At 58.5% G+C, this 23,314-nt stretch carries 28 protein-coding genes and 1 tRNA gene; 12 read left to right on the forward strand and 17 right to left on the reverse strand.

Translation table 11 applies throughout. The annotated features are described in order from the left end of the window. Nucleotides 1-2 precede the first annotated feature (2 nt). Nucleotides 3-896, forward strand: a complete 894-nt coding sequence (gene hemF, locus E5180_RS14460; protein ID WP_138924996.1) for an oxygen-dependent coproporphyrinogen oxidase — start codon at nt 3-5, stop codon at nt 894-896. Between the two features lie 108 nt (nt 897-1,004). Here the strand turns inward: hemF and E5180_RS14465 are convergent, their stop codons facing one another. Then, on the reverse strand, nt 1,005-1,574 hold the full coding sequence (locus E5180_RS14465) for a fasciclin domain-containing protein (RefSeq protein WP_138925237.1): 570 nt from the start codon (nt 1,572-1,574) through the stop codon (nt 1,005-1,007). A gap of 102 nt (nt 1,575-1,676) precedes the next feature. Then, nucleotides 1,677-2,630, reverse strand: coding sequence for a hydroxymethylbilane synthase (gene hemC, locus E5180_RS14470; protein ID WP_138924997.1), 954 nt, complete (start codon nt 2,628-2,630; stop codon nt 1,677-1,679). A 109-nt stretch (nt 2,631-2,739) separates the two neighbouring features. Here hemC and hemE point away from each other — a divergent pair, with 109 nt between their 5' ends. From hemE to E5180_RS14495, 5 genes are all read left to right on the forward strand, one after another. Then, nucleotides 2,740-3,789 (forward strand): uroporphyrinogen decarboxylase, encoded by a 1,050-nt coding sequence (gene hemE / locus E5180_RS14475; RefSeq protein ID WP_138924998.1) that lies wholly within the window; start codon nt 2,740-2,742, stop codon nt 3,787-3,789. Between the two features lie 62 nt (nt 3,790-3,851). Next, nucleotides 3,852-3,928 (forward strand) — tRNA-Met (locus E5180_RS14480). A gap of 193 nt (nt 3,929-4,121) precedes the next feature. Next, the gene (locus E5180_RS14485) at nt 4,122-5,156 is read left to right on the forward strand and encodes a TRAP transporter substrate-binding protein (protein ID WP_171048958.1); all 1,035 of its coding nucleotides are present in this window, start codon (nt 4,122-4,124) and stop codon (nt 5,154-5,156) included. Between the two features lie 94 nt (nt 5,157-5,250). Then, nucleotides 5,251-5,832 carry a TRAP transporter small permease gene (locus E5180_RS14490; protein ID WP_138924999.1) on the forward strand — a complete coding sequence of 194 codons (582 nt, stop codon included), beginning with the start codon at nt 5,251-5,253 and terminating at the stop codon, nt 5,830-5,832. Between the two features lies 1 nt (nt 5,833). Continuing rightward, nucleotides 5,834-7,150, forward strand: coding sequence for a TRAP transporter large permease (locus E5180_RS14495; RefSeq protein WP_138925000.1), 1,317 nt, complete (start codon nt 5,834-5,836; stop codon nt 7,148-7,150). Between the two features lie 72 nt (nt 7,151-7,222). On the opposite strand, the gene E5180_RS14500 is transcribed toward E5180_RS14495, so the two are convergent. Together E5180_RS14500 and fahA are read right to left on the reverse strand one after the other, a co-directional pair. After that, nucleotides 7,223-8,890 (reverse strand): ABC transporter substrate-binding protein, encoded by a 1,668-nt coding sequence (locus E5180_RS14500; RefSeq protein WP_138925001.1) that lies wholly within the window; start codon nt 8,888-8,890, stop codon nt 7,223-7,225. Nucleotides 8,891-9,086: 196 nt separating this feature from the next. After that, a complete protein-coding gene (gene fahA, locus E5180_RS14505; RefSeq protein WP_138925002.1) occupies nt 9,087-10,340 on the reverse strand; it encodes a fumarylacetoacetase in 1,254 nt (417 codons plus the stop codon). A 223-nt stretch (nt 10,341-10,563) separates the two neighbouring features. Between fahA and E5180_RS14510 the strand changes: the two genes are divergently transcribed. Further along, entirely contained in the window at nt 10,564-11,010 is a 447-nt protein-coding gene (locus E5180_RS14510; protein WP_138925003.1) for a MarR family winged helix-turn-helix transcriptional regulator, read from the forward strand. 35 nt (nt 11,011-11,045) lie between these two features. Here E5180_RS14510 and E5180_RS14515 read toward each other — a convergent pair whose 3' ends face one another. The 12 genes from E5180_RS14515 to E5180_RS14565 all read right to left on the reverse strand — a co-directional run bounded on the left by E5180_RS14515 (nt 11,046) and on the right by E5180_RS14565 (nt 19,145). Then, a complete protein-coding gene (locus tag E5180_RS14515; protein ID WP_138925004.1) occupies nt 11,046-11,855 on the reverse strand; it encodes a division plane positioning ATPase MipZ in 810 nt (269 codons plus the stop codon). A 156-nt stretch (nt 11,856-12,011) separates the two neighbouring features. Then, nucleotides 12,012-12,329 carry a hypothetical protein gene (locus tag E5180_RS15845; protein WP_138925005.1) on the reverse strand — a complete coding sequence of 106 codons (318 nt, stop codon included), beginning with the start codon at nt 12,327-12,329 and terminating at the stop codon, nt 12,012-12,014. A 205-nt stretch (nt 12,330-12,534) separates the two neighbouring features. Further along, nucleotides 12,535-12,756, reverse strand: a complete 222-nt coding sequence (gene rpmE, locus E5180_RS14525) for a 50S ribosomal protein L31 (RefSeq protein WP_093731702.1) — start codon at nt 12,754-12,756, stop codon at nt 12,535-12,537. Nucleotides 12,757-12,767: 11 nt separating this feature from the next. Further along, nucleotides 12,768-13,151: a 50S ribosomal protein L19 gene (gene rplS, locus E5180_RS14530; RefSeq protein WP_138925006.1), complete on the reverse strand. Its 384-nt coding sequence runs from the start codon at nt 13,149-13,151 to the stop codon at nt 12,768-12,770. 234 nt (nt 13,152-13,385) lie between these two features. Further along, the gene (locus tag E5180_RS14535) at nt 13,386-14,345 is read right to left on the reverse strand and encodes a phosphoribosylaminoimidazolesuccinocarboxamide synthase (RefSeq protein WP_138925007.1); all 960 of its coding nucleotides are present in this window, start codon (nt 14,343-14,345) and stop codon (nt 13,386-13,388) included. A gap of 19 nt (nt 14,346-14,364) precedes the next feature. Continuing rightward, on the reverse strand, nt 14,365-15,156 hold the full coding sequence (gene trmD, locus E5180_RS14540) for a tRNA (guanosine(37)-N1)-methyltransferase TrmD (protein ID WP_138925008.1): 792 nt from the start codon (nt 15,154-15,156) through the stop codon (nt 14,365-14,367). A gap of 39 nt (nt 15,157-15,195) precedes the next feature. Next, a complete protein-coding gene (gene rimM / locus E5180_RS14545) occupies nt 15,196-15,717 on the reverse strand; it encodes a ribosome maturation factor RimM (protein WP_138925009.1) in 522 nt (173 codons plus the stop codon). Then, nucleotides 15,714-15,863, reverse strand: a complete 150-nt coding sequence (locus tag E5180_RS15765; protein WP_171048959.1) for a hypothetical protein — start codon at nt 15,861-15,863, stop codon at nt 15,714-15,716. The genes rimM and E5180_RS15765 overlap by 4 nt, the downstream gene beginning before the upstream one ends. 179 nt (nt 15,864-16,042) lie before the next feature. Next, the gene (gene rpsP / locus E5180_RS14550; RefSeq protein WP_138925010.1) at nt 16,043-16,429 is read right to left on the reverse strand and encodes a 30S ribosomal protein S16; all 387 of its coding nucleotides are present in this window, start codon (nt 16,427-16,429) and stop codon (nt 16,043-16,045) included. A 47-nt stretch (nt 16,430-16,476) separates the two neighbouring features. Next, nucleotides 16,477-16,773, reverse strand: coding sequence for a chorismate mutase (locus E5180_RS14555; RefSeq protein WP_138925011.1), 297 nt, complete (start codon nt 16,771-16,773; stop codon nt 16,477-16,479). 91 nt (nt 16,774-16,864) lie between these two features. Then, nucleotides 16,865-18,361, reverse strand: coding sequence for a signal recognition particle protein (gene ffh / locus E5180_RS14560; protein WP_138925012.1), 1,497 nt, complete (start codon nt 18,359-18,361; stop codon nt 16,865-16,867). 202 nt (nt 18,362-18,563) lie between these two features. Continuing rightward, nucleotides 18,564-19,145: an FMN-dependent NADH-azoreductase gene (locus E5180_RS14565; RefSeq protein ID WP_138925013.1), complete on the reverse strand. Its 582-nt coding sequence runs from the start codon at nt 19,143-19,145 to the stop codon at nt 18,564-18,566. Nucleotides 19,146-19,268: 123 nt separating this feature from the next. Between E5180_RS14565 and E5180_RS14570 the strand changes: the two genes are divergently transcribed. Both E5180_RS14570 and E5180_RS14575 read left to right on the forward strand, forming a co-directional pair. After that, on the forward strand, nt 19,269-20,144 hold the full coding sequence (locus E5180_RS14570) for a LysR family transcriptional regulator (protein WP_138925014.1): 876 nt from the start codon (nt 19,269-19,271) through the stop codon (nt 20,142-20,144). Next, nucleotides 20,144-21,034: a DMT family transporter gene (locus E5180_RS14575; RefSeq protein WP_138925015.1), complete on the forward strand. Its 891-nt coding sequence runs from the start codon at nt 20,144-20,146 to the stop codon at nt 21,032-21,034. Before E5180_RS14570 ends, E5180_RS14575 begins: the two co-directional genes overlap by 1 nt. A 215-nt stretch (nt 21,035-21,249) precedes the next feature. On the opposite strand, the gene E5180_RS14580 is transcribed toward E5180_RS14575, so the two are convergent. Continuing rightward, nucleotides 21,250-21,621, reverse strand: a complete 372-nt coding sequence (locus tag E5180_RS14580; protein WP_138925016.1) for an ArsR/SmtB family transcription factor — start codon at nt 21,619-21,621, stop codon at nt 21,250-21,252. A gap of 252 nt (nt 21,622-21,873) precedes the next feature. Here E5180_RS14580 and E5180_RS14585 point away from each other — a divergent pair, with 252 nt between their 5' ends. From E5180_RS14585 to E5180_RS14595, 3 genes are all read left to right on the forward strand, one after another. Continuing rightward, nucleotides 21,874-22,203 (forward strand): AtpZ/AtpI family protein, encoded by a 330-nt coding sequence (locus E5180_RS14585; RefSeq protein ID WP_138925017.1) that lies wholly within the window; start codon nt 21,874-21,876, stop codon nt 22,201-22,203. A 1-nt stretch (nt 22,204) separates the two neighbouring features. Continuing rightward, entirely contained in the window at nt 22,205-22,963 is a 759-nt protein-coding gene (locus E5180_RS14590) for a F0F1 ATP synthase subunit A (RefSeq protein WP_093731714.1), read from the forward strand. A 61-nt stretch (nt 22,964-23,024) separates the two neighbouring features. Next, a complete protein-coding gene (locus tag E5180_RS14595; protein ID WP_005849971.1) occupies nt 23,025-23,261 on the forward strand; it encodes a F0F1 ATP synthase subunit C in 237 nt (78 codons plus the stop codon). Nucleotides 23,262-23,314 lie beyond the last annotated feature (53 nt).

Below are 23,314 nucleotides of genomic sequence, written 5' to 3' on the forward strand. Positions count from 1 at the left end.
GCATGACCGATGATTTCGAGGCGGAAAGAACCCGCGCCGCTGATTGGTTCCGCAGCCTGCGCGACCAGATCGTGGAGGCATTCGAAACGCTGGAGCGTGACCACGCCGAGGGGCCGCTGTCAGATGCGGCCGCTGGCACATTCGAGGTAACCCCGACTAAACGCAGCAGCGACGATGGCAGCGATGCGGGCGGTGGCCTGATGAGCGTGATGCGCGGCGGGCGGGTGTTCGAGAAAGTCGGCGTCAATGTATCGACTGTTTTCGGCACATTGGGTGAGCGGGCGCAGGCCGCCATGGCGGCGCGCAAGGGCATCCCCGGCATGACCGAAGACCCGCGGTTCTGGGCATCAGGCATCAGTCTGGTGGCGCATATGCAAAACCCCCATGCCCCTGCGGTACATATGAACACCCGCATGTTCTGGACGCCCCATGCCAGCTGGTTTGGCGGCGGGTCCGATTTGAACCCCTGTATCGAATATGCCGAGGACACGGCGCATTTCCATGCTGTCCAAAAAGCGCATCTGGACCCGCACGGGCGCGATCTTTACCCACGTCTGAAGGAATGGGCGGACGAGTACTTCTACATCCCGCACCGTCACCGCGCACGCGGGGTGGGGGGGATCTTTATGGATGATCACGCGACAGGGGATTGGGAGGCCGACTTTGCCCTGACCCAAGACATTGGTCGCGCGTTCCTGCCCGCCTATCTGCCGCTGGTGCAAGAGCGGATCACCCAAGACTGGTCGGACGCCGACAAAGACGCGCAACTGGTGCATCGCGGGCTTTATGCGGAATATAACCTTGTCTATGACCGCGGCACAAAATTCGGGCTGGAAACCGGCCATGACGCCAATGCGGTTCTCATGAGCCTGCCGCCTTTGGCGAAGTGGGTGTAAGGGGGCCAGCCCCCGCCCTGCGGGCTCCCCCGGGATTTGAGCCATCTGGAATAAAAAAGGCCCCCGACTGTGCAAGTAGGGGGCCTTTTCGGTCAGTTTGGTGTCAGCTTATTGCTTTGGCAGCATCACGCCATCGATCACGTGGATCACGCCATTCGACTGTTTGACGTCGGCAATGGTCACAAACGCCGCGTTGCCGTTTTCATCGGCCAGCATCATGCGGCCGTCGTCAGCATAGGATGCTTGCAGCGTGCAGCCACCCAGCGTGGGAACGGGGTGCTCGCCGCCGTCATCCTTGATCATGCCTTGCAGGGCTTCGGCCATTACAGCTTTGCCGACCACGTGGCAGGTCAGGACTTCGGTCAGTTGGTCCTTGTTTTCGGGCTTGAGCAGGTTCTCTACGGCACCAGCGTCAAGACGGTCGAAACCGGCGTTGGTGGGGGCGAATACGGTAAAGGGGCCTTCGCCGGACAGGGTTTCGACCAGACCAGCTGCTTTTACGGCGGCAACCAATGTGGTGTGGTCAGCAGAGTTCACGGCGTTTTCAATGATGTTCTTTTCGGCAGACATCTCGGCGCCACCAACCATCGGGTTCATCGCGTGTGCATCCGCAAAAGCTGCACCAGTGGTCAGGGCCAGCGCTGCGGTTGCTGTCATCATTTTCTTGGCGAAAGTCATGGTGTTCTCCTGGGTTAATATCGTGATCAGTTGCTGATCATGACGGAGTAACGTGCCCATGCGTTGCTTAGTTTCAAACGCCGTGTGAAATAAGTTTCGATCTTACCTTTTGGTGTGCCAGTCAAAGAATCCGGGGCCTGCTTGCGCCAATAGGTCTTGGGCAAGATCGACACCCATCAGGCCACCTTCGGAGATAGGGCCACTGCGTTCACCGCTCAGCGCCTCTGATCCGTCGGGACGCAGCACTTCGCCGCGCAGGTGCAGCGTATCACCGTCAAGCGTCGCGAGCCCAGCAATCGGAGTTTCGCACGACCCGTCGAGTGTCAGCAGGAAGGCGCGTTCCGCCGCGAGCCGTTGTCCGGTGGGGGTGTCGTGGATCGCGGCGAGCATGGCTTCGGTGTCGATATCACCGGCGCGGCGTTCGATGCCAATCGCCCCTTGTGCGACAGCGGGCAGCATCAGCGTATCGTTGATCGGGGTGGCGGGGACGTGCTGCATGCCCAGCCGGTTCAGGCCGGCCACCGCAAGGAAGGTGCATTCGGCCACGCCATCGGCGAGCTTTTTCAGACGGGTTTGCACGTTGCCGCGGAATTCGACGACCCTCAGGTCGGGGCGCTGGTGCAAGAGCTGCGCGCGGCGGCGCAGGCTGGAGGTGCCCACCACAGCGCCTTGGGCCAATTGATCCAGCGCAGAGAGCGTCGGCGCAACAAAGGCATCGCGGGGGTCTTCGCGCGGGAGATAGGTGTCGAGCAACAAGCCTCCCGGCTGGACGGTCGGCATGTCTTTCATCGAGTGGACCGCAATGTCGATCTTGCCGGCCAGCAGGTCGTCTTCGATTTCGCGCGTAAACAGACCCTTGCCGCCGATATCCTTGAGCGGGCGATCCTGAATGACATCGCCGGTCACTTTGATCACCACGATTTCGAAAGCCGCTTGCGGGATTTCGAAAGCGGCAGCCAGACGAGCGCGGGTTTCATAGGCCTGGGCCATCGCCAAAGGCGAGCCGCGGGTACCGATGCGCAAAGGGTTTTCGGGGGTGGGCAGGTTCACAGTCATGGCCCTTCTTTAGGGGGGCCGATCTGATCTGACAAGCGGTGCCATTGCCTTGACATCGGGGCGCTACATCTTGACCTAAGACAAAACCTTTGAAGAGTAGGAATAACCGATGCCGCAGACCGATACGCAAAGCAAAACCATTCTGCGTTCATTGGCAGGAGAGACGTTGCCGGTGCCTCCGATCTGGATGATGCGGCAGGCGGGTCGCTATCTGCCAGAGTATAAGGCGACACGTGCACAGGCGGGGGATTTTCTGTCGCTGTGCTATAACCCTGATCTCGCGACCGAGGTGACGCTGCAGCCGATCCGGCGCTATGGCTTTGACGCGGCGATCCTGTTTGCGGATATTTTGCTTGTGCCACAGGCGCTTGGCGCGGATCTGTGGTTTGTCACTGGCGAAGGGCCGCGCCTGTCGACGGTCACCACGCAGGCGGATTTCGACAAGCTGCGGCCCGTCGGTGATATTCACGAGACGTTGAACCCTATCTATCAGACGGTGCGCAACCTTACCGCTGCGCTGCCGCGCGAGACGACGTTGATCGGCTTTGCCGGCGCGCCCTGGACCGTGGCGACCTATATGATTGCAGGGCAGGGGACCAAGGATCAGGGGCCGGCGCATCTGCTGCGCACGCAAGATAACGCGCTTTTTGAAAAGCTGCTGGACCTGATTACCAAGGCGACGATCGAATATATGTCTGCGCAAATTGACGCAGGGGCCGAAGTGATGAAGATTTTTGACAGCTGGGCTGGATCGTTGCCCGGCGATGCGTTCGAGAAATACGCGGTCGCGCCGGCGCGCGAGATCACGCAAGAACTGAAGAAGCGGCATCCCGGTATTCCGATCATCGGTTTCCCGCGCGAGGCGGGTGATAAATACATCGGGTTTGCCAAGGCAACGGGCGTGGATTGTGTGGCGCTGGATAACTCTGTCTCGGCGGATTGGGCGGCGCAGCATGTGCAGGTTGACGGATGTGTGCAGGGCAATCTTGCATCGACCCATATGGTCACGGGCGGGCAGGCGCTGGTGGACGATACGCGCCAGATCGTCAAAGCCTTTTCCAAGGGGCCGCATATCTTTAACCTTGGCCACGGGATCACGCCGGATGCCGATCCTGACAACGTGCAGCGCATGATCGATACGGTTCGCGAAGGCGAATAATTGAAGAAGATTGGCTTTGGCTCTTGACGGGGGCCGAAGCCTGTCATACTCGGAGCGCCGATGGCGTTATAGCTCAGTTGGTTAGAGCGAACGACTCATAATCGTTAGGTCCCTGGTTCAAATCCAGGTAACGCCACCATCACCCCCCTTGTTTTTATTAAAGATAGCTTTGCGCCCAACCCGCCAGCTTTGCCCCGTCGCGTGTTTTTCATCGGGCGACGTCACAGATGATTGATAAACGCGTGTTGCTGGTGTCAAGTGTTGCTCAGCGAGATGCTCGGAACCGCTCGGCAACAGAGGGGTCCGTCTTTGACTGAACTTGGGAGAGTTAGATGATGATGAGAAGAGCCCTGATGGGGATCGCGGGTGCGGCCCTTGCCGTTGGCATGAGCGCGACCGGCGCACTGGCGCAAGAGGTCACGCTGCGGATGCACCAGTTCCTGCCGCCACAGGCCAATGTGCCGAAACTTATTCTGGATGTCTGGGCTGACAAGGTTGAAGCGGCCAGTGACAACCGGATCAAGATTGAACGCTACCCTTCAATGCAGCTTGGCGGTAAACCACCAGAGCTGATGGACCAAGCGATTGACGGCGTGGCCGATATCGTCTGGACCGTGGTGGGCTATACCCCGGGCCGCTATCCGACGACCGAAGTGTTTGAGCTGCCCTTTATGGTGACGGACGCCCGCGCGGCCAGCTCTGCCTATTGGCAGATGTTCGAAAAGCACATGAAAGACGCCGAGTTCAAGGATGTGCATATTCTGGGAACATGGGTCCACGGTCCCGGCCTGTTGCACACGAACGCCGAAGTCCGGTCGCCAGACGATATGCAGGGTCTCAAGATCCGCGGCGGGTCGCGTCTGGTGAATCAGCTGCTTGAGATCACGGGCGCGACACCTGTTGGTATGCCGGTTCCGGCGATTCCCGAAGGTCTGTCCAAGGGTGTGATCGACGGCACCACGATCCCGTGGGAAGTGACGCCATCGTTGAAAGTGCCCGAGCTGGTAACGAACCACACCGAATTTGACGGTGCCGCGCTTTATACGCTGACCTTTGTGCTGGCGATGAACAAGGACCGCTATGACGGGCTGTCGGACGAACTGAAAAAAGTTCTGGATGACAACTCGGGTCTGGAATTCTCTGTCTTTGCCGGTGGCACACAGGCGGATGCCGATGGGCCTGCGCGTCAGGTGGCTATAGATCTGGGCAACAACGTGGTCGAGCTGAACGAAGAAGAAACGCGCGTGTGGCGCGATGCGTCGCAGCCGATCTATGACAGCTGGATTGCCGATATGGACAGCAAGGGCATCGACGGCCAAGCGCTGATCGACGAAGCGCGTGAGCTGATGGACGCTTACGGTAAGTAATCCGTAGCGCGTGAAACAGGCCCGCGGCGTATCCCTGCGCTGCGGGCCTGATGGCTTGATGCCACCAAAATACCCTGACAAGACTGAGAGACCCATGCGTCAGCTGATACATTTTCTTGCCCGGTTCACCGCGGTGATCGGAGGGCTGGTGCTGATTGCGCTGGTGTTGATGACCACAGCGTCAATCATCGGGCGCACGGTCAACAAGATGCTGCACAGCACGTTCCTTCAAGAGCAGCTGACGGGCTTGTCCCAAGGGCTGATCGACCTTGGCATCGGTGAGATCAACGGAAACTACGAGGTATTGGAGGCTGGCGTCGCCTTTGCGATTTTCTCGTTCCTGCCGGTCTGCCAGTATTATGGGGCGCATGCCTCTGTGGATGTGTTCACCTCGCTTCTGCCGCGCAGTGCGAACCGTTGGATCATCGCCTTTTGGGAGATCGTGCTGGCGGCAGTAATCTTGCTGGTTATCTGGCGGCTGTACGAGGGGATGCAGCGCTATCTGGGCAATGGAGAGACGACCTTGTTCCTGCAGTTCCCCGTGTGGTGGGCCTATGCCGCGAGCTTTGCCTCGGGCGTGATTGCCTGTGTCGTGGCTGTCTATTGCGCCGTGATACGGGTGATCGAGGCAGCCCGCGGCACCGATATCCTGCCGAGCGAACAAGGGGCACACTGAGATGACCAATCTAGAACTGGGCTTTTGGTCGTTTCCAGTGCTGCTGTTGATGATTTTTCTGCGTGCGCCGATCGGGTTGGCGATGCTGCTGTGCGGGTTCGGCGGTTGGTTTCTGGCGATGGGGGGCAACCCCACGCCGTTGCTGGCAAAGCTGAAATCAGAGACCTACACGACGTTTTCCAGCTATTCGCTGAGCATCATTCCGATGTTTCTGCTGATGGGGCAATTTGCGACCCTCTCTGGCATGAGCCAAGCGCTATTCAAAGCCGCCGAAAGCTTTTTGGGGCACAGGCGGGGCGGCGTGGCGATGGCTGCCGTGGGGGCCTGTGCGGGCTTTGGCGCGATCTGTGGCAGTTCGCTGGCGACAGCGGCGACCATGTCAAAAGTCGCGCTGCCCGAGCTGCGGCGCTATGGGTATTCCGGCGGCTTTTCCACGGCGACACTGGCGGCAGGGGGCACCTTGGGTATCCTGATCCCGCCTTCGGTTATTCTGGTGATCTATGCGATCCTGACAGAACAGAATATCGCCAAGCTGTTTCTAGCGGCGTTTCTGCCCGGTGTTCTGGCCGCCATCGGCTATGTCATCACCATCTCGATCTATGTGTGCTTGCACCCCAAGTCGGCGGGGGTGCGCCCTGCGGTGCCCATGGGCGAAAGGTTCAAGGCATTGGCGAACACGTGGCCGGTGATGGTGATCTTTTTCGTCGTTGTGGGCGGTATCTATCTGGGGTGGTTCACGCCAACCGAAGGGGCGGCTGTGGGCGCTGCGGGAACCGGTCTGGCAGCATTGTTGGCAGGCAGCCTGAACTGGGCGGTTTTGCGTGACAGTCTGTTGGGAACGGCCAAAACCACAGGGATGATTTTTTTTATTGTGTTGGGGGCCGGCTTTTATAACGGCTTTCTGGCGCTGTCAGGGGTGCCCCAGTTCATGGCTGATTGGGTTGTGGGGCAGGGCTATAGCCCGTGGTTCGTGCTGGTCGTGATCCTTGTGTTCTATCTGATCTTTGGCTGCCTTATGGACAGTCTGTCGATGATCCTGCTGACGGTGCCGATCTTCTTTCCCGTCATCTCGGCGATGGATTTCGGGATGAGCCCCGAGCATCTGGCGATCTGGTTCGGCATACTTGTGTTGATTGTAGTAGAGGTCGGGCTGATCACGCCGCCGGTGGGGATGAACCTGTTCATCATCAACTCGATGGACCGTGAAACCCCGATGACAGAGACCTATAAAGCCGTGATGTATTTCGTCGGCTCCGACATCGTCCGAGTGGTGATTTTGGTGATGTTCCCCGCAATCACGCTGTTCCTGCTTCCTTAAAGAGGACCTGGTGGCGCATGAAACAAGGGCCGCGTCAGACGCGGCCCTTGTTGTATCAAAAGTATGCGCAATTTAAGATGTCCACGCCATCCGAGCGGGATGATATTCAAAGCCGATGTGGTGTCCGGCCCCGACCAGACCTTTGCGGGTATGGTTATACAATGAGCGCCAATAGGGCTGGATCGTGACCCCTTCATTCTGGATCAGCTCCTCGCCCTTTGCCATCAATGCGCGGCGTTTTTCGACATCGGCCACCGACAGTGCTTCGGCGACAAGCGCGTCAAACTCGGGGTTGGACCAACCGAATTCATTCCACGCTTCGCCTGACCGATACGCCAGCGCCCAGGTTTGGATGCCCAACGGGCGCGCGTTCCAGTTGGTTGACGAAAACGGGTATTTCGTCCAGCCGTTCCAGAAGGTCGCGCCGGGCAGGATGGTGCGCCTTACCTTGATGCCCGCATCGCGCAACTGTGCAGCGACCGCATCGGTCGTATCCTTGCGCCACGCATCGTCTATCGAAAAAAGCTCGTGTTCGAAATCAGCCATGCCGGCTTCTTCCATCAGGGCGCGTGCTCCTTCGGGGTCCGGCGCACGCGGGGGGAGCTCGGCGTATTCGGGGTGCATCGGGCCGATGTGGTGATTTTCAGCAACCAGACCGCGGCCCGCATGGCCGAGTTCAAGCAGGACAGCGTTATCGACTGCCATCGCCAATGCCCGGCGCACGCGGACATCGGCATAAGGCGTTTTACCATCGACCTCGGCCAACTGGTTGGTGCGGATCACAATGGTCGCGGCCGTTGCGATTTCGTTCTGGTTCCAATCCTCAAGTGTGCCGAACACCTCAATGAACTCGCCCTCGACAGAGTAGGTGGCATCGATTTCGTCAGCTTCCGCTGCGGCGACGAAGGCCGAAGGGTCGGTGCCATAATCGATGTATTCCAGACGGTCGATATAAGGTCCCCCATAAATCTCCGAGCCCCACCAAATGTGATCGGGGTTCTGCACCAACACGGCCTTGACGCCGACCTCGACCATCTCGGGGAGATAGGGGCCTGTGCCGACCGGATTGTGGAGCATGGTCTCGGGGTCGAACCCCTTGGGCACGATGGCGGCAGGATAGTCTGCCATGCCGGGAATGAGCGTGATATCAGGCTTGGGCAGCGAGAGTTTGACGGTGTGGTCATCGACCACCTTAATGGCCCCCTCGATCGCCTGACCGGTTTTCGCGTCGATAAGGGTGGCAAAGCGACCGGCCATCGAATTGCCTTCTACCGATTTATCGCACCAGCCGGTAATGTTTCGGGCCACGTCGTCGGCGGTAAAGGCCGTGCCGTCGTTCCACGTGACACCCTTGCGCACGTTCAAAAGATATTCGGTGGCATCGTCGTTGATCTCCCAGCTTTCGAGCAAAGCGGGTGTAAAGGTGCCGTCGTTTTCCCAGATACAAAGGTATTCAAGCCAACCGCGGGTGACGTTGGCGATCTGAGACCAATCATAGGTGCGCGGGTCCCTCGGGGCGCGGACCTCCATCTGCATCCGGACGGTGCCGCCGGTCTTATGCGCTGCGGCCTGAGCCGGCACCGCCATGCCAATCATCGCATAAGCTGTTGCTGTTGTGGCCCCGAAGGCGCTGGCCAGAGCGAGAAATTCGCGGCGGTTGACGGGATCGCGTTTGGCAGCTTCGGCCGAGGCATGAATGGCCGCGGGCAACGGTGTTCCGATACGGGTTAAGAACGTCATGATCTTCCTCTCTGGTCGGGTGTCGCCCGCTGTTTTTCTTTAATTCAATACCTAGCATGTTTTCAGACATTTCAAGCACCGCCCGCTGTGGTGCGGGGCGGCGGCCTGGTGCGATAGGCCCGTTATTGTTCTGCCCGTGGGGGCCGAAGGCAAAGAATGCCTCCGGCGGGAGTTTAAAGGGCAAAATGAAGCGCGGTTATGCCGTGGGTTTGGCGGGGAGGATGGTGCCGGCGCATGCGCCAAAACCGATGCGGTAGCCGTCCCCCGCAGCATGGCCGGTCAGGATCATCGTGTCGCCATCGCGCACAAAGCTGCGGGTAGAGCCGTCGTTCAGGGTGATTGGTTCCGCGCCGCCCCAGCTGAGTTCAAGCAAGCTGCCGCGGGCGTCTTTATCTGCGCCCGAAATCGTGCCGGAGCCCAGCAAATCGCCCGCATTCATGGCACAGCCCGAGGACGCGTGATGCGCCAGTTGTTGCGGCGCTGAATAATACATCGTGTTGTAATTGGTGCGCGCGATCACCTGTTGCTCACCGCCGTCGGGCTGAAGGATGACCGATAGGTTAATGTCGTAAAGCATCGGTTTAGGCTCTGCCAGATAAGGCAGCAGATCGACTTCGCGTTCGGGGGTGGAGGTCCGGAAGGGCTCTAGCGCTGCTTTGGTCACGATCCACGGCGAAATGCTGGTGGCGAAGGCCTTGGCCTGAAAAGGGCCAAGCGGTTGATACTCCCACGCTTGGATGTCGCGTGCGGACCAGTCGTTCAGCAAGACGTAACCAAAGATCATCTCGTCCGCTTGGGCCACGCTGGGGGTGTCGCCCAGTTCGGTAGAGGTGCCAACGATGGCGCCAAGCTCAAGCTCTATATCAAGGCGTTCGCTTGGGCCGAAATACGGGCGGTCTGCATCTGCGGGTTTGATCTGGCCGTTGGGACGATGGATGTCGGTACCTGACACAATCACAGTAGACGCGCGCCCGTTATAGCCAATCGGCATGTGCAGCCAGTTCGGCGGCAGCGCGTTTTCGGCACCGCGAAACATCGTGCCGACATTGGTGGCATGGTGCCGGCCCGCATAGAAGTCGGTGTATTCAGAAACAACAATCGGCATATGCAGGCGGACGTCGGCCATGGGGATCAGATGTAACGCGACTTTTGCCTGATCCGGACTGTCGGTTGACAGCAATTCAATCAGACGGCTGCGCAGGGTGGCCCAGGCTTCGGGGCCCAAATCCATCACGTCATTCCAATAGGGCACGTCAAAGACGGGGTCGAAATGCAGCAAGATCAGGTCTTCGGCTTCTATCGCGGCCATATCGAGCACCATATCACCGATCGCCACACCGCAGCGCGGTTCAAGCGTGTCCGTCGAGAACACCCCGTAGGGCAGATTGTTGAGCGGAAAGTCAGTGTCGGCGCTGTTCGCGCTTTCAATCCAAGAAGTGAGCAGTGTCATAGGTGTTCCTTGCATGTCGTTCTGTACACGGTGACGTTTGTGGCGCGGGTCGGTATGCCGATAGGGGACCGGTATGATGTTTTGGTGCCAATTTCAAACCCGTCAAGCTGGTGTGATGGGCGGGCGGTTGCTGGCTTGGGGTCGGGGGGCTTGTGGCGGCTCCCTTGCAAAATCGGCTGGGTAGGTAATAGTCCTTAGCCATACCTAACAAGCGATTTTACCGATGCCAGATCAGAAATTCGAGTTGACCCATTTCTTGCCTTATCTACTGAATCAGGCAGCTGAATTGAGCAGCCTTGCGTTCCAGCGTACCTATAAAGACCGCTATGGCATGCTGCGGACCGAGTGGCGGGTGCTGTTCCATCTGGGGCTTTATGGTCAGATGACCGCGAGCGAAATCGGGCAGCGCGCCAATATGCATAAGACCAAGATCAGTCGTGCGGTGCAAAAGCTGACCGACCGGCGGTTCGTCACACGGCTGCGGGGGGATCAGGACCGGCGGACAGAGCTGCTGTCGCTGACGGCCGCAGGACATGCAGCGTATGATGATTTGTTCGACGTGGCCAAAGCCTATGATGCCCGTCTGACAGCGGACCTGACCACAGCGGAGCGCGAAACGCTAAAGCGGCTGCTGGTCAAGCTCGCAGCCGGGCAGGGTGGCGAAATCTGATGGTTGGTCGCGGGCACATGGCCCACCACTGAGGGTCAGAAGTTGACGTCGACACCGGGCAGGTTCAGCGCTTTCATCAGGTCGCGCAATTCCTGACGGGCGGCTACATTCGAGATATTGAGCTGTTTGACGCCGATATCCTTGAGGTCAAGCAGGGTCAGGCCGCGGGGAAACAGTTCGCGGAAGATAACGCGTTCGTTGAAACCGGGCGCAATGCGAAAGCCGATGCGTTTGCTCAGGTTAGCGATGGCGCGTTCCATCTTGTCTTTGTTGACCATGCGCTGTGCGCCCATGCGGTTGCGCACGACGATCCAGTCGATCGGGGCAAGGCCTGCCTGCGCGCGCAGCTGGCGCGCATTCCAGACCATTTCGGAATAGACGGACGGGCCGGTAATCTTGTCACCCATAGCATCAGTGCGTGCCAGAAGGTCAAAGTCGATAAAACTGTCGTTTAGCGGCGTGATCAGTGTGTCGGCTAGCGAATGTGCGACCTGGCTGAGACGGGTGTGCGACCCCGGGCAGTCGATCAGAATGAAATCCGACGTGGGCTCAAGCTCTGCCACGGCGGCGCTGAGGCGGTTGTCATAGATGTTTTCGCCCGGTTGCAGGCTGCTTGCCTCGATCTCGGGGAGCTCGTGCATCTCGGGGGAAGGGAGGTCCAGTTCAGCGCTTGCGAGGAATGATTTGCGATTGTCGACGTATCGCCCGAATGTGCGCTGGCGCAGGTCCAGATCCAGAACGCTGGTCTTGTGACCCATCCGTGCAAGGGCTGTTGCCACGTGCATAGAGACGGTTGATTTTCCGGCCCCGCCTTTTTCATTCCCGACGACGATAATATGCGCCATTGCGTTTTGTCCCTTTCACTCCCCGTTTTTGTCGGGGCCACATTGGGAAAAACCATATGGCACACATGGCGCTTTTGAAAGCGTTTGTGGCTCTAGATTGTGGTTATTGTTGCGAAATTCACCCGCAGCGGCAAGCGGCCCATCCGCAAGGCACAGCTAACCCGAGCGCCGTAGCGAGCGGTCATGTGCCCCCATACGTCCAGTGTCAATCGTAACGCCGCTGACGTCGTTTACTGCCAGCTTTGCGCGACACGTCGATGCAAGCTGGCGGAGTTCATCATGGGGCCCGTGCAACCGTTCAAGCGCGCCTGTCAGAACCAGTGCCTGCGCAAAGCAATTACGTTCGGCGAGGTCATGCGCCGCGATCAAATCCTCCGGCGGGAGGGGGGGCTTGTCTACTTGCGACAGGGGGGCGGTTGTGCGGTTTGCGCCAGCGCGAGGCTGACCTGAATCAGAGAGGGGGAAAGCGGGCATCAGCGAACCTTTCGTGGAGAGCTGAGGGGACTATGGACCGTAGTTGCTTTCCAAAACCTAAACATCGGCCAGTTTGTTCCGTAAAATGCGAGGTAACCTTGGGGCAGGGGCGAGATGCCGCTTCTTTGACTAAAATACTGTGATCAAATAAAAAATGGCGCGCCCCTCGGGGCACGCCATTTCTGAATTTCGCAATGGAAAGGGTTTAGAAGCCCAGACCTGCGTATTTGTTTTTGAACTTGGAAACGCGGCCACCGGTGTCCATCAAGCGGGATGTGCCGCCGTTCCATGCAGGGTGCACGGAGGGGTCAATATCCAGCGACAGTTGGTCGCCTTCTTTGCCGTAGGTCGATTTCATTTCCAGGATCGTACCGTCTGTCATTTTGACGTTGATCGTGTGGTATTCGGGGTGTGTATCGGCTTTCATGACAGCTCTCCTTACGCGTTCGCGCCAGATTTTGGCTTGTAATGTACGTTTTCGACGATGCGTGCCGACTTACCACGACGCGCGCGCAGGTAGTACAGTTTCGCACGACGCACACGGCCACGACGGACAACTGTGATGCTCTCGATGTTGGTGGAGTGCAGCGGGAATACGCGCTCTACGCCTTCACCAAAGGAAATCTTGCGCACAGTGAACGAGCCGGCAATACCTTTGCCGTTGTTACGTGCAATGCAGACGCCTTCGTAGTTCTGAACGCGGGTACGTGTACCTTCGGTCACTTTAAAGCCCACGCGGATGGTGTCACCGGCGCGGAAGTCAGGGATTTCTTTCCCCAGTTCGGCGATTTGTTCCGCCTCGATCTCAGCAATCAGGTTCATCTGATCGTCTCCTTTGAATGCTCGCGGTTAGTCCACGAAGTTTTGTACGATCCAAGAGCTTCGGTCTGTGTGGCGGGCCTGCCGCGGCAGCCCATCGAAGGTAGGGTCATCTTTGCTTGTCATCTGCGGATGCAGAAAAGACTGGAGCCGCTTACACACGATTCCAGACCTGCGCGTCGTATAGGCGGGATGCCCTTGCAGATCAAGTCCCGATCACCAAAAGCGCCGCGCGTTTCAGCCGCTAAAATAGGGGCGAAGATTGCTGCGGACACGGTCCAGCACGGTGTCGCCCTTCAGATCGGGCACAAACCGCTGGCCGGTAATCGCCTCGAAAGCGTGGATATAGACTTGCGATGTGGCGGCGATCAAATCGGCAGGAATTTCGGGGATATCATCGTGATAGGGGTCGCAGCGCGCATCAACCCAAGATCGGATCACGTCCTTGTCAAAGGACGGTGGGCGGGTGCCGTTCTCCAACGCAGCCTCATAGCCTTCGGCCAGCCAGAACCGCGAACTGTCGGGTGTGTGGATTTCATCAGCCAGCAGGATATTGCCCTGCGCATCGGTGCCGAATTCGTATTTTGTGTCAACGAGGATCAGCCCGTTTTTCGCCGCCATTTCTTGCCCGCGCGCGAAGAGTTTCAACGCAATGTCGCTGATCTGATCCCATTGTGCTTGGGTGAGCAGGTCTTGGTCAAGGATCTCTTTGGCCGTCAGCGGAGCATCGTGGCCGCCGTCAAACTCTTTGGAGGTCGGGGTGATGATCGGCGCAGGTAACGCCTGATTGTCGCGCAGGCCATCAGGAAAACGATGGCCGTACATCTCTCGTTCACCTTTCTTGTATAGCGTCAGCACCGAAGTACCCGTTGAGCCAGCGAGATATCCGCGTACCACGATCTCGACAGGCAGAATGGTCAGGTGCTTGCCGATCACCACATTGGGGTCGGGATATTCAAGCACGTGGTTGGGGCAGATGTCGCTGGTGTTATCGAACCAGAACCGCGCGGTTTGCGTCAAAACCTGACCCTTGAACGGGATGGAGGTGAGAATACGATCAAAGGCCGAAATCCGGTCCGATGACACGAGAATACGCCGGTCGTCCGGCAGATCATAGCAGTCGCGTACCTTGCCGAAATAAGGGTTCGGCAGCTCATCGATGCGGGCGTGATCAAGGGTGCGGGTCAGGTCTGTCATGGTCTGCCTTCCGTGAGGGTCACTTCTTGGAGGTATATTTAGCCCACATATCGGGGCGCCGTTGTTCTGTCAGCGTTTCGGACTGGGCCTGCCGCCATTTGGCGATTTCGCCGTGATTGCCGGACATGAGGACCGGGGGGATGGGGCGGTCTTTCCAGTCCGCAGGGCGGGTGTACTGCGGATGCTCCAGCAGGCCTGAGGAATGGCTTTCCTCGACCACGCTGTCGGCGTTGCCCAATACGCCGGGCAGCAGGCGCACGGTGGCGTCGATCATAGCCTGCGCGGCCAACTCTCCGCCTGTCATGACAAAGTCGCCAAGTGACACTTCGGTGATGCCATAGTGTTCCATCACGCGTTCATCGACGCCTTCGAACCGGCCACACAAGATGGTGACGCCGGAACAGGTGGCTAGATCTTGGGCCATGGCTTGATCAAAGCGCCGTCCGCGTGGGGACATATAAAGGATCGGCCAACGCCCCGAGGCACCGGTCATCGCGTTCTCTATCGCGGGGCCAACCACATCGGCGCGCATAACCATGCCGGCACCGCCGCCTGCAGGGGTATCGTCGACATTGCGGTGTTTGCCCACGCCATAGCCGCGCAGATCATGGGTGTTCAGCTGCCATGTGCCTTCTTGCAAGGCGCGGCCCGTGAGGCTGGCCCCTAGCACACCTGGGAACTCTTCGGGGAAGAGGGTAACGATCTCGGCGCGCCAGACGCCAGCGTAATCGGGGGTGTCTTGCATCAGCTCGCGCGGCTTGAGGGTGGGGCGAACAGATTGCCGTCCGTGAGAACGTGAAGGAGTGTTCATGTGATATCGGCCTTTGGCATGGTGGCCTTCGGTTCTGACCTAAGCGTCTTTTTCATCGGGCAGGATGCCCTCGGGCGGGTCCGCGATCATGCGACCCGACGCCAGATCGACAGTGGGGACCGCAGCCTTGGTGAAGGGGAGGAAAACCGTTTGCGAACTGCCCGCGAGTTGCGTTTCAAGCAAATCGTCAGCGCCGTGGTTCTGGACCGTCTTGACCTTGCCGATCAGCGTGCCGCCGGTGTCATAGACCTCTAGCCCGATGAGGTCGGTGTGATAGAATTCATCGTCGGGCAGCGAAGGCAGTTGATCGCGCTGCGCAAACAGAATGGTGCCGCGCAGGGCGTCTGCCTCTTCTTTGGACGTGACATCGGTGATGCGGGCGACAAAGCCGTTTTTAACAGGGCGGACCAGCGCGAGATTGTAGCTGCGGGTGCCGTCTTCGCTGGATAGCGGGCTGTAGTTTTCGATGTCTTCTGGCACAGCGCAGTAGCTCTTTATCCGCAGCTCTCCGCGGACACCATATGAGCCAGAGATCGCGCCCACTGAAATTTTATCGCTCACTGCAAAAGCTCCGAGTTTAAGCAAATTGTACCGGTCCACTGACCTTCGCCCGCGCGGCATTCCGACTGCATCTGGTTGCGTTCAAACCAGATGCCAATGGCAGCGCCGATTCCGAGGATAAGAAGAAGGCGAAGAAGACGAAACATTGTCAGCTTTCATTCTGGTCCAAAGGCAGGCCGCAAAGGCCAAAAGGTCGCAGGCCGTTCCGGCGGGACGTATCGTTTATGTAGCACGTACATCGGACAGGCTGCACGCGCAAAGATGCGGGCTGTCGCATGTACCTGAATCTCTCGGCGCGAGCTGAGCCGCGCCGAGAGAAAGCCGATTATTCTTCGGCTGCGTCTTCTGCGGGAGCAGCAGCGGCTTCGGCAGCAGCAGTGGCCTTGGCTGCTTTTTCTTCAACGCGCTCTTGCGCTTTCTTGCCGGGGGTACCCTTCTTGGGGTTGTTCCGCTCGGTCTTGTCTTTCACGCCGGCAGCTTCAAGCATACGTGCAACGCGGTCCGTTGGCTGTGCGCCCTGGCCGATCCAGTATTGAACGCGCTCGACGTCCATTTTTACGCGCTCTTCGCTGTCTTTCGCCAGCAGCGGGTTGTATGTGCCCAGCTTTTCGATGAAGCGGCCATCGCGTGGCATGCGGCTGTCAGCTGCAACGATGCGGTAAAAAGGGCGCTTTTTGGAACCGCCACGGGCGAGACGAATTTTCATGGACATGAGTAGTTTCCTTTAGGTTGGTACTGAGGTCAGGGACGCACCCGGACCTATGATTGCTGTTGTTTGTGGTGCTGAATGACTTCAGCGATGATGAAGTTCAGAAACTTCTTGGCGAATTCGGGATCGAGGTCAGCCTCTTTCGCCAAATCTTCGAGCCGCTTGATCTGGTTCGCTTCGCGGTCCGGATCAGAGGGGGGAAGGTCGTGTTCGGCTTTGAGTTTCCCCACAGCCTGAGTGTGTTTGAACCGCTCGCCCAAAGTGTAAACCAGGATCGCATCCAGACGGTCGATGGACGCGCGGTGCTCTTTGAGAACCTTTGCAGCGCGGGTGACGGGATCGGTCATGCGGCGGCTCCTTTTTTAACGGCAAAGGGCAGGGCGTGTTGCACGTTCAGGTGCCTCCGGCGGGAGTTTATCTGGCAAAATGAAGTGCGGATCATTTCTTTTTCCCGAAGCCGGAGAGGCTGCCGGGCAGACCAGCGCCACCCATGCCGCCGGGCAGTTTGCCGCCCATCTGTTTGGCTGCTGCTTCCAGCGCTTTGGGGTCCATCTGGGACGGATCCATGCCACTGGGCATGCCGCCTTTGCCCATCATGCCCTTCATCGCTTGTTTGAGCATGCCACCTTTGCCCATTTTGCCCATCTTTTTCATCATGTCGCCCATCTGGCGGTGCATCTTCATGAGTTTGTTCAGTTCGGACACTTCCATGCCCGCGCCTTTAGCGATGCGTTTTTTACGGCTGGCTTGAAGGAGGGCCGGGTTGGCGCGCTCTTTCTTGGTCATCGACTGGATCAGGGCGATCTGGCGCTTGAGGATCTTGTCGTCAAAACCCGCGTCTTCCACCTGTTTGGCCATTTTGCCCATGCCGGGCATCATGCCCATCATGCCCTGCATCCCGCCCATTTTGAGCATCTGTTCGAGCTGCATTTTCAGGTCGTTCATATTGAACTGACCCTTGGCCATGCGCTTCATCATCTTTTCGGCTTGTTCGGCCTCGATGGTTTCTTGCGCCTTCTCGACCAGGGCGACGATGTCACCCATGCCTAGGATACGGCCCGCGATGCGTTCTGGCTCAAACGTTTCCAGCGCATCCATCTTTTCGCCGAGACCGACGAACTTGATGGGTTTGCCAGTGACCGCCCGCATGGACAGGGCCGCACCGCCGCGGCCGTCGCCGTCCATGCGGGTCAGCACGACGCCGGAAATGCCAATGCGGTCGTTAAAGTTTTCGGCAGTTTGTACGGCGTCTTGACCGGTCAGGCCGTCGACAACCAGCAGGGTTTCACGCGGATTGGCGACATCGCGTACCGCTTCGACCTGTTGCATCAGCTCTTCGTCGATCGACAAGCGGCCCGCGGTATCAAGCATATAGACGTCATAGCCGCCCATGGATGCCTGCGTTTTCGCGCGTTTCGCGATCTGGACGGGGTTTTCGCCTTTGACGATCGGCAGGGTATCGACGCCGATCTGCACGCCGAGGATCGCCAGCTGTTCCATCGCGGCGGGGCGGTTGACGTCAAGCGAGGCCATCAGCACGCGCTTGCCGTCGCGGTCTTTTAGGCGTTTGGCAAGCTTGGCCGTGGTGGTGGTTTTACCGGAGCCTTGCAGACCGACCATCAGGATCGGCGCAGGCGCATTGTCGATCTTCAGCGCGCCCGGTTCGCCTTCGCCTTTCAGCGTGTCGATCAGCGCGTCGTGGACAATCTTGACGACCTGCTGGCCGGGGGTGATCGATTTGGTGACCGCCTGACCTGTGGCCTTGTCTTGCACGGCTTTGACGAAATCGCGGGCGACAGTCAGGGATACGTCGGCTTCAAGCAGGGCAACGCGGACTTCGCGTAGGGCGGTTTTCACATCCTCTTCGGAGAGGGCACCCTGTTTGGTCAGACGGTCAAAGACGCCAGAGAGACGTTCAGAAAGATTCTCAAACATGGGCCATGGCCCCCTTCGATCGGTTGCGGTTCCCTTGAAATAGGATGCCCGCGTTAAATACGCAAATGCCCCCACGGGCGTAACACGCTGGTGGGGGGCGATCTCTGGCCGCGCCAGAGACCGGAAGACATGATGCTTCCGGAGATTGCGGACCGTTTAGGCGAGCGGCGGGATTGAGTCAACCCGCCGCGCGTCCCGAGGGTCAGGCTGCCTTGAGCGCGTCGACCGCTTCATTGGCGCGGGCGATGGTGGCTTCGGCATCGGTGGCCAGCGCGTCGGCGGCGACGATGGTGACATCGGTCATGCCCATAAAGCCCAGTACTGCCTTGAGGTAGCCAGTGTTGAAGTCGGCCTCGGAGCCGGCGGGGACGCCGCCGGAGGCCATCGCGACGATGACGCGCTTGCCTTTGACCAGGCCTTCGGGGCCGGCTTCGGTGTATCGGAAGGTGACGCCGACGCGGGCGACGAGATCGATCCAAGCCTTAAGCGACGCGGGCACGCTAAAGTTATAGATGGGCGCGCCAATGACTATGGTGTCGGCGGCCAGCAGTTCGGCAACAAGCTTGTCGGACTCAACCAGCGCTTCGCTTTGCTCGGGGGAGCGGTCGGACTCAGGTGTAGCGCGGGCGATGGCCCATGTTTCCGTGATCTGGGGCAGGGGTTCACGGGCGAGATCGCGCACGGTTACATCAGTGTCGCCCAGTTGTGCGATGATCCGGTCGGTAAGACTACGGGTCACAGAGCTGGTGGTGCTGGCGGAGGAGTCGATACGCAAGATAGACATGGGAGGATATCCTTTCGTGTTTGCTTTCTGACCTCTACATGACCCTTGCTTGTGCGAACGCAACTGGTGAAAATGCAGGTGATGTGTTCAATAATGCACAGGCGCGGGCGTAAGGGGCTGTGGATGGATAACTGGGACGAAATTAAAACGGCCTATCAGGTGGCGCGTATGGGGACCGTCAGCGGCGCGGCCGAGGTGTTGGGCGTGCATCACGCCACCGTAATCCGCCACGTCGATGCGCTGGAACGCCGGCTTGCCGTCAAGCTGTTCCAGCGTCATGCGCGCGGGTACAAGACGACCGAGGCGGGCGAAGACCTGCTGCGTGTGGCCGCGGCCACCGACGATCAGTTCAGCCAGTTGGCGAGCCGGATCAAGGGGCGCGGGGAGGCGGTGTCGGGCGAGTTGGTTGTCACGTCGCTGATGGAACTGTCGAGCTGGATGACGCCGCTGTTGGTCGCGTTCCAGAAGAAGAACCCGGATGTGACCGTGCGGTTTCTGACCGGAGAGCGTCTGTTCCGGCTGGAGTACGGTGAAGCCCATATCGCGATCCGTGCCGGACAGGTGCCGGAGCAGCCAGATAATGTGGTGCAGCCGTTTCATATGCTGCAGATGGGGCTGTTCGCCCATAAGAGCTATATCGCTGCGCATGGGATGCCTTCGGCCCCTGATGACTATGGCAACCACCGGTTTGTCGGGCATGACGATGCGCAGATGCGTGCACCGTTCTTTAAGTGGATGCGCGATATGGTGCCTGCACAAGCGATCTCGTTTCGCGGGCTTGATGCGGGCGGGCTGCGGGTGGCGGTGCGTGAGGGCGCGGGGATCGGGTTCATCGAGCTGACGGAAGGTCGCGCCGACCCTGATCTGGTCGAAGTGCACCCGCATCTGCCCGAGTGGGATTCGACGTTGTGGCTGGTGACCCATGTTGATCTGCACCGCACGCCGAAGGTACAGGCGTTGCTGTCTTTTCTGAAAAAAGCGGTAAAGAAGGAAATGTGATGCGGCCTGATATGCAGGGGCATCTGGCGATGCTGGTATTCTCGGCCTTGGTGGCGGGGTCATTTTCACTGGGGGCGCTGTCGGCCAATCTGATCTCGCCTACGGCGCTGAACGCTGCGCGGTTCGTTATCGCGGGTATGGTGATTGCGGTGGCTGTGGCCGCGACGACAGGCGTGCCCAAAGGGGCAACGCAGGCTCCTTGGCGCTATCTGGTGCTTGGCGGCCTGTTCGCTGTCTATTTTGTGCTGATGTTCGAGGGGCTGAAGACGGCGCGCCCGGTCAGTGCGGCAGCTGTGTTTACGTTGACGCCGGTGATCGCTGCGGGCTTTGGCTGGCTGCTGCTGCGTCAGGTCACGACGGCACGTATGGGGTTGGCCCTGACGATCGGAGCGGTTGGTGCGCTTTGGGTGATCTTTCGCGCGGATTTCGCGGCCCTGCGCCGGTTCGAGATAGGCTATGGCGAGGCGGTCTATTTCGTCGGGGTCATCTGTCATGCGCTTTATACGCCGATGGTTCGTAAACTGAACCGCGGGGAGCCGGCGGTTGTGTTCACCTTGGGCACGCTGATTGCCGGGGGCGGGCTGTTGTTTGTCTACGGTTGGCGCGATGTGCTGGGGACCGACTGGATTGCGCTGCCCGCCATCGTGTGGATCACGATCATATATGTCGCGGTCGCGGCCTCGTCTGCTACCTTCGTGTTGCTGCAATTTGCGACCCTGCGGCTGCCGTCGGCCAAGGTCATGGCCTATACCTATCTAACGCCCAGTTGGGTGATCCTATGGGAGATCGCATTAGGCAATGGCGCGCCGCGGCCGCTTATTCTGGGGGGCGTGGGGCTGACGATCTTTGCCCTGTATCTGCTGCTGCGTGACGACACCAAACAGGTTTGATCACAATCACGGGAACCGATCTGACCTATCCCGCGTTAGCATCACATAAAGTTTATGAAGGGACTATTCTAATGCGTAGCATTATTTATCTTATTGGTTTGATTGTTGTTGTTTTGGCGATCCTGCGCTTTGCGTTCGGCGTCATCTAACATCATCAAGTTTGGCCCTTCTGTGTAAAACCTCGTCGCAGGAGGGCCAACAATCTACTGCCCTGCCTAAGTCCCCTGATCATCCTGTGCCGCATCTGGTGACATCTCTTTTATCTCTGCGGCCAGAAATCTTTCAAAATCATCAAGATTGATAGGCTCGTACTGGCCAAAGCCCTGCATCCAGACGGATGGGGTTTTTAGCGCTGCAGGTTCGAGCTTGCACCATTTAAGTCGGCCGCGCTTTTCCTGCGCAATTAGCCCCGCCCGTTCGAGAACCGACAGGTGTTTCGAGATCGCGGCAAGCGACACGTCGAACGGTTCGGCCACGTCTGTCACCGCCATATCGTCTTCGAGCAGCATCGACAAAATCGCGCGCCGCGTTGGGTCGGCGAGCGCGGAAAAGATGGCATCAAGCTGGGCGGCAGGCGGTTGGGGCACGGCGTTTTTTGATGTCCTTGCAGGGCAGGTAAGTGCGGCTTCCTAGAGGTAGCGGAAACCACGCTTAACCAAAAGGTTGAATGTGATTGCAGGATCAATTTGCAAGAGCTGGCCCTGCTTTGACCGTGATTCAGGCGATCCATACCACACATTTGCTAGCGTTTTCAGATAGATAGATGTCTTGCGATCAGAGTTGACTCTGTGGCGGTGTGAAAGTACCTACTGCGCAACACATCCAACAGGGATTTTGGCGTGACCGATCCAGACCAACAGCAGCGGCTAAAGCAGCTTGAGGCAAAGATCGAAGCAGCCAAGCGGGCGCACGCACCAAAACCCCGGGTGGATGAACATTATTCTCAGGCATCGCTGGCCTGGCGGATGGTGATCGAACTTTGCGCCGGTCTTGGGATCGGTTTTGGCATCGGATATTCGTTGGATTGGTTCTTAGGAACGCTCCCGATTTTCATGGTGCTGTTTGTAATGCTGGGCCTTGCGGCAGGGGTAAAGACGATGCTCCGCTCTGCGCAGGAAATCCAGGAAAAGAAGATGGCCGATGTGGCCGATGAAGAAAAAGGGCCCTGACATGGCGGCAGAAGCACACGGCGAAGAAACAGGCGGTTTGGCTTTTCACCCGATGGATCAGTTCATCGTTAAGCCATTCTTTGGTGAAGGCGCTGTATCCTGGTACACGATCACCAACGCAACAGTCTGGATGGCAATTGCTGTTCTGGCGATCTTTGCGCTGCTGGTTTTGGGCACGTCCAAACGGTCGGTGATCCCGTCGCGCATGCAGTCTGTGGCCGAGCTTGCGTATGGATTCATCTACAAGATGGTTGAAGACATCTGCGGTAAGGAAGGGGTGAAATACTTCCCCTACATCATGACACTGTTCATGTTTATCGTATTCTCGAACTTCCTTGGTCTGCTGCCGATGGCCTTTACGCCTACGTCGCATATCTCTGTCACCGCTGTGATGGCGTTTGCCGTATTCTTTGGTGTGACCATTCTGGGTTTCGTCAAGAACGGCGCGTCTTTCCTGAGCCTGTTCTGGGTCAGCAGCGCGCCACTGGCACTGCGTCCGGTTCTGGCCGTGATCGAGCTGATCTCGTACTTTGTACGTCCGGTCAGCCACTCTATCCGTCTTGCGGGTAACATGATGGCGGGTCACGCCGTGATCAAGGTTTTCGCGGGCTTTGCTGCACTTGCTGCAATCGCCCCTTTCTCGGTTCTTGCGATCACGGCGATGTATGGCCTTGAGGTGCTGGTTTCCTTCATCCAGGCCTATGTTTTCGCGATCCTCACATGCGTTTATCTGAAAGACGCATTGCACCCGCACCACTAACACCAGAGCAGGGTCTTCCTGCCTGACCAATCACCTCAATTCCATTGTAAGGAGAAATGACATGGAAGGCGAACTCGCACAAATGGGCCAATTCATTGGCGCAGGTCTGACAGCATTCGGCATGGGTGGCGCAGCCATCGGTGTGGGCAACGTTGCAGGCAACTACTTGGCTGGCGCTCTGCGCAACCCATCTGCTGCTGCTGGTCAAACAGCAACTCTGTTCATCGGCATCGCCTTTGCAGAAGCTCTGGGGATCTTCTCGTTCCTCGTCGCTCTGCTGCTGATGTTCGCTGTCTAAGCTTAAGACACCTAAGTCCTTACGCTTCGGGCAGTGCGCAGATGCGCGCTGCC

The sequence above is a fragment of the Sulfitobacter sp. BSw21498 genome (assembly GCF_006064855.1).
GTDB lineage: Bacteria > Pseudomonadota > Alphaproteobacteria > Rhodobacterales > Rhodobacteraceae > Sulfitobacter.

Excerpts from the sequence above, each read along its gene's own strand:
- E5180_RS14490 (WP_138924999.1), top strand. The coding sequence starts at position 5,251 with ATGCGTCAGCTGATACATTTTCTTGCCCGGTTCACCGCGGTGATCGGA.
- E5180_RS14575 (WP_138925015.1), top strand. The coding sequence starts at position 20,144 with ATGCGGCCTGATATGCAGGGGCATCTGGCGATGCTGGTATTCTCGGCC.
- E5180_RS14570 (WP_138925014.1), top strand. The coding sequence starts at position 19,269 with ATGGATAACTGGGACGAAATTAAAACGGCCTATCAGGTGGCGCGTATG.
- E5180_RS14515 (WP_138925004.1), bottom strand. The coding sequence starts at position 11,855 with ATGGCGCATATTATCGTCGTCGGGAATGAAAAAGGCGGGGCCGGAAAA.
- E5180_RS14510 (WP_138925003.1), top strand. The coding sequence starts at position 10,564 with ATGCCAGATCAGAAATTCGAGTTGACCCATTTCTTGCCTTATCTACTG.
- E5180_RS14595 (WP_005849971.1), top strand. The coding sequence starts at position 23,025 with ATGGAAGGCGAACTCGCACAAATGGGCCAATTCATTGGCGCAGGTCTG.
- hemC (WP_138924997.1), bottom strand. The coding sequence starts at position 2,630 with ATGACTGTGAACCTGCCCACCCCCGAAAACCCTTTGCGCATCGGTACC.
- E5180_RS14590 (WP_093731714.1), top strand. The coding sequence starts at position 22,205 with ATGGCGGCAGAAGCACACGGCGAAGAAACAGGCGGTTTGGCTTTTCAC.
- ffh (WP_138925012.1), bottom strand. The coding sequence starts at position 18,361 with ATGTTTGAGAATCTTTCTGAACGTCTCTCTGGCGTCTTTGACCGTCTG.
- E5180_RS14465 (WP_138925237.1), bottom strand. The coding sequence starts at position 1,574 with ATGACTTTCGCCAAGAAAATGATGACAGCAACCGCAGCGCTGGCCCTG.
- rpmE (WP_093731702.1), bottom strand. The coding sequence starts at position 12,756 with ATGAAAGCCGATACACACCCCGAATACCACACGATCAACGTCAAAATG.
- rpsP (WP_138925010.1), bottom strand. The coding sequence starts at position 16,429 with ATGTCCATGAAAATTCGTCTCGCCCGTGGCGGTTCCAAAAAGCGCCCT.
- E5180_RS14535 (WP_138925007.1), bottom strand. The coding sequence starts at position 14,345 with ATGACAGACCTGACCCGCACCCTTGATCACGCCCGCATCGATGAGCTG.
- hemE (WP_138924998.1), top strand. The coding sequence starts at position 2,740 with ATGCCGCAGACCGATACGCAAAGCAAAACCATTCTGCGTTCATTGGCA.
- E5180_RS14500 (WP_138925001.1), bottom strand. The coding sequence starts at position 8,890 with ATGACGTTCTTAACCCGTATCGGAACACCGTTGCCCGCGGCCATTCAT.
- E5180_RS14565 (WP_138925013.1), bottom strand. The coding sequence starts at position 19,145 with ATGTCTATCTTGCGTATCGACTCCTCCGCCAGCACCACCAGCTCTGTG.
- E5180_RS15765 (WP_171048959.1), bottom strand. The coding sequence starts at position 15,863 with ATGTTTCGTCTTCTTCGCCTTCTTCTTATCCTCGGAATCGGCGCTGCC.
- fahA (WP_138925002.1), bottom strand. The coding sequence starts at position 10,340 with ATGACACTGCTCACTTCTTGGATTGAAAGCGCGAACAGCGCCGACACT.
- E5180_RS15845 (WP_138925005.1), bottom strand. The coding sequence starts at position 12,329 with ATGCCCGCTTTCCCCCTCTCTGATTCAGGTCAGCCTCGCGCTGGCGCA.
- rplS (WP_138925006.1), bottom strand. The coding sequence starts at position 13,151 with ATGAACCTGATTGCTGAGATCGAGGCGGAACAAATCGCCGAACTGGGG.
- trmD (WP_138925008.1), bottom strand. The coding sequence starts at position 15,156 with ATGAACACTCCTTCACGTTCTCACGGACGGCAATCTGTTCGCCCCACC.
- hemF (WP_138924996.1), top strand. The coding sequence starts at position 3 with ATGACCGATGATTTCGAGGCGGAAAGAACCCGCGCCGCTGATTGGTTC.
- E5180_RS14555 (WP_138925011.1), bottom strand. The coding sequence starts at position 16,773 with ATGACCGATCCCGTCACCCGCGCTGCAAAGGTTCTCAAAGAGCACCGC.
- E5180_RS14485 (WP_171048958.1), top strand. The coding sequence starts at position 4,122 with ATGATGATGAGAAGAGCCCTGATGGGGATCGCGGGTGCGGCCCTTGCC.
- E5180_RS14495 (WP_138925000.1), top strand. The coding sequence starts at position 5,834 with ATGACCAATCTAGAACTGGGCTTTTGGTCGTTTCCAGTGCTGCTGTTG.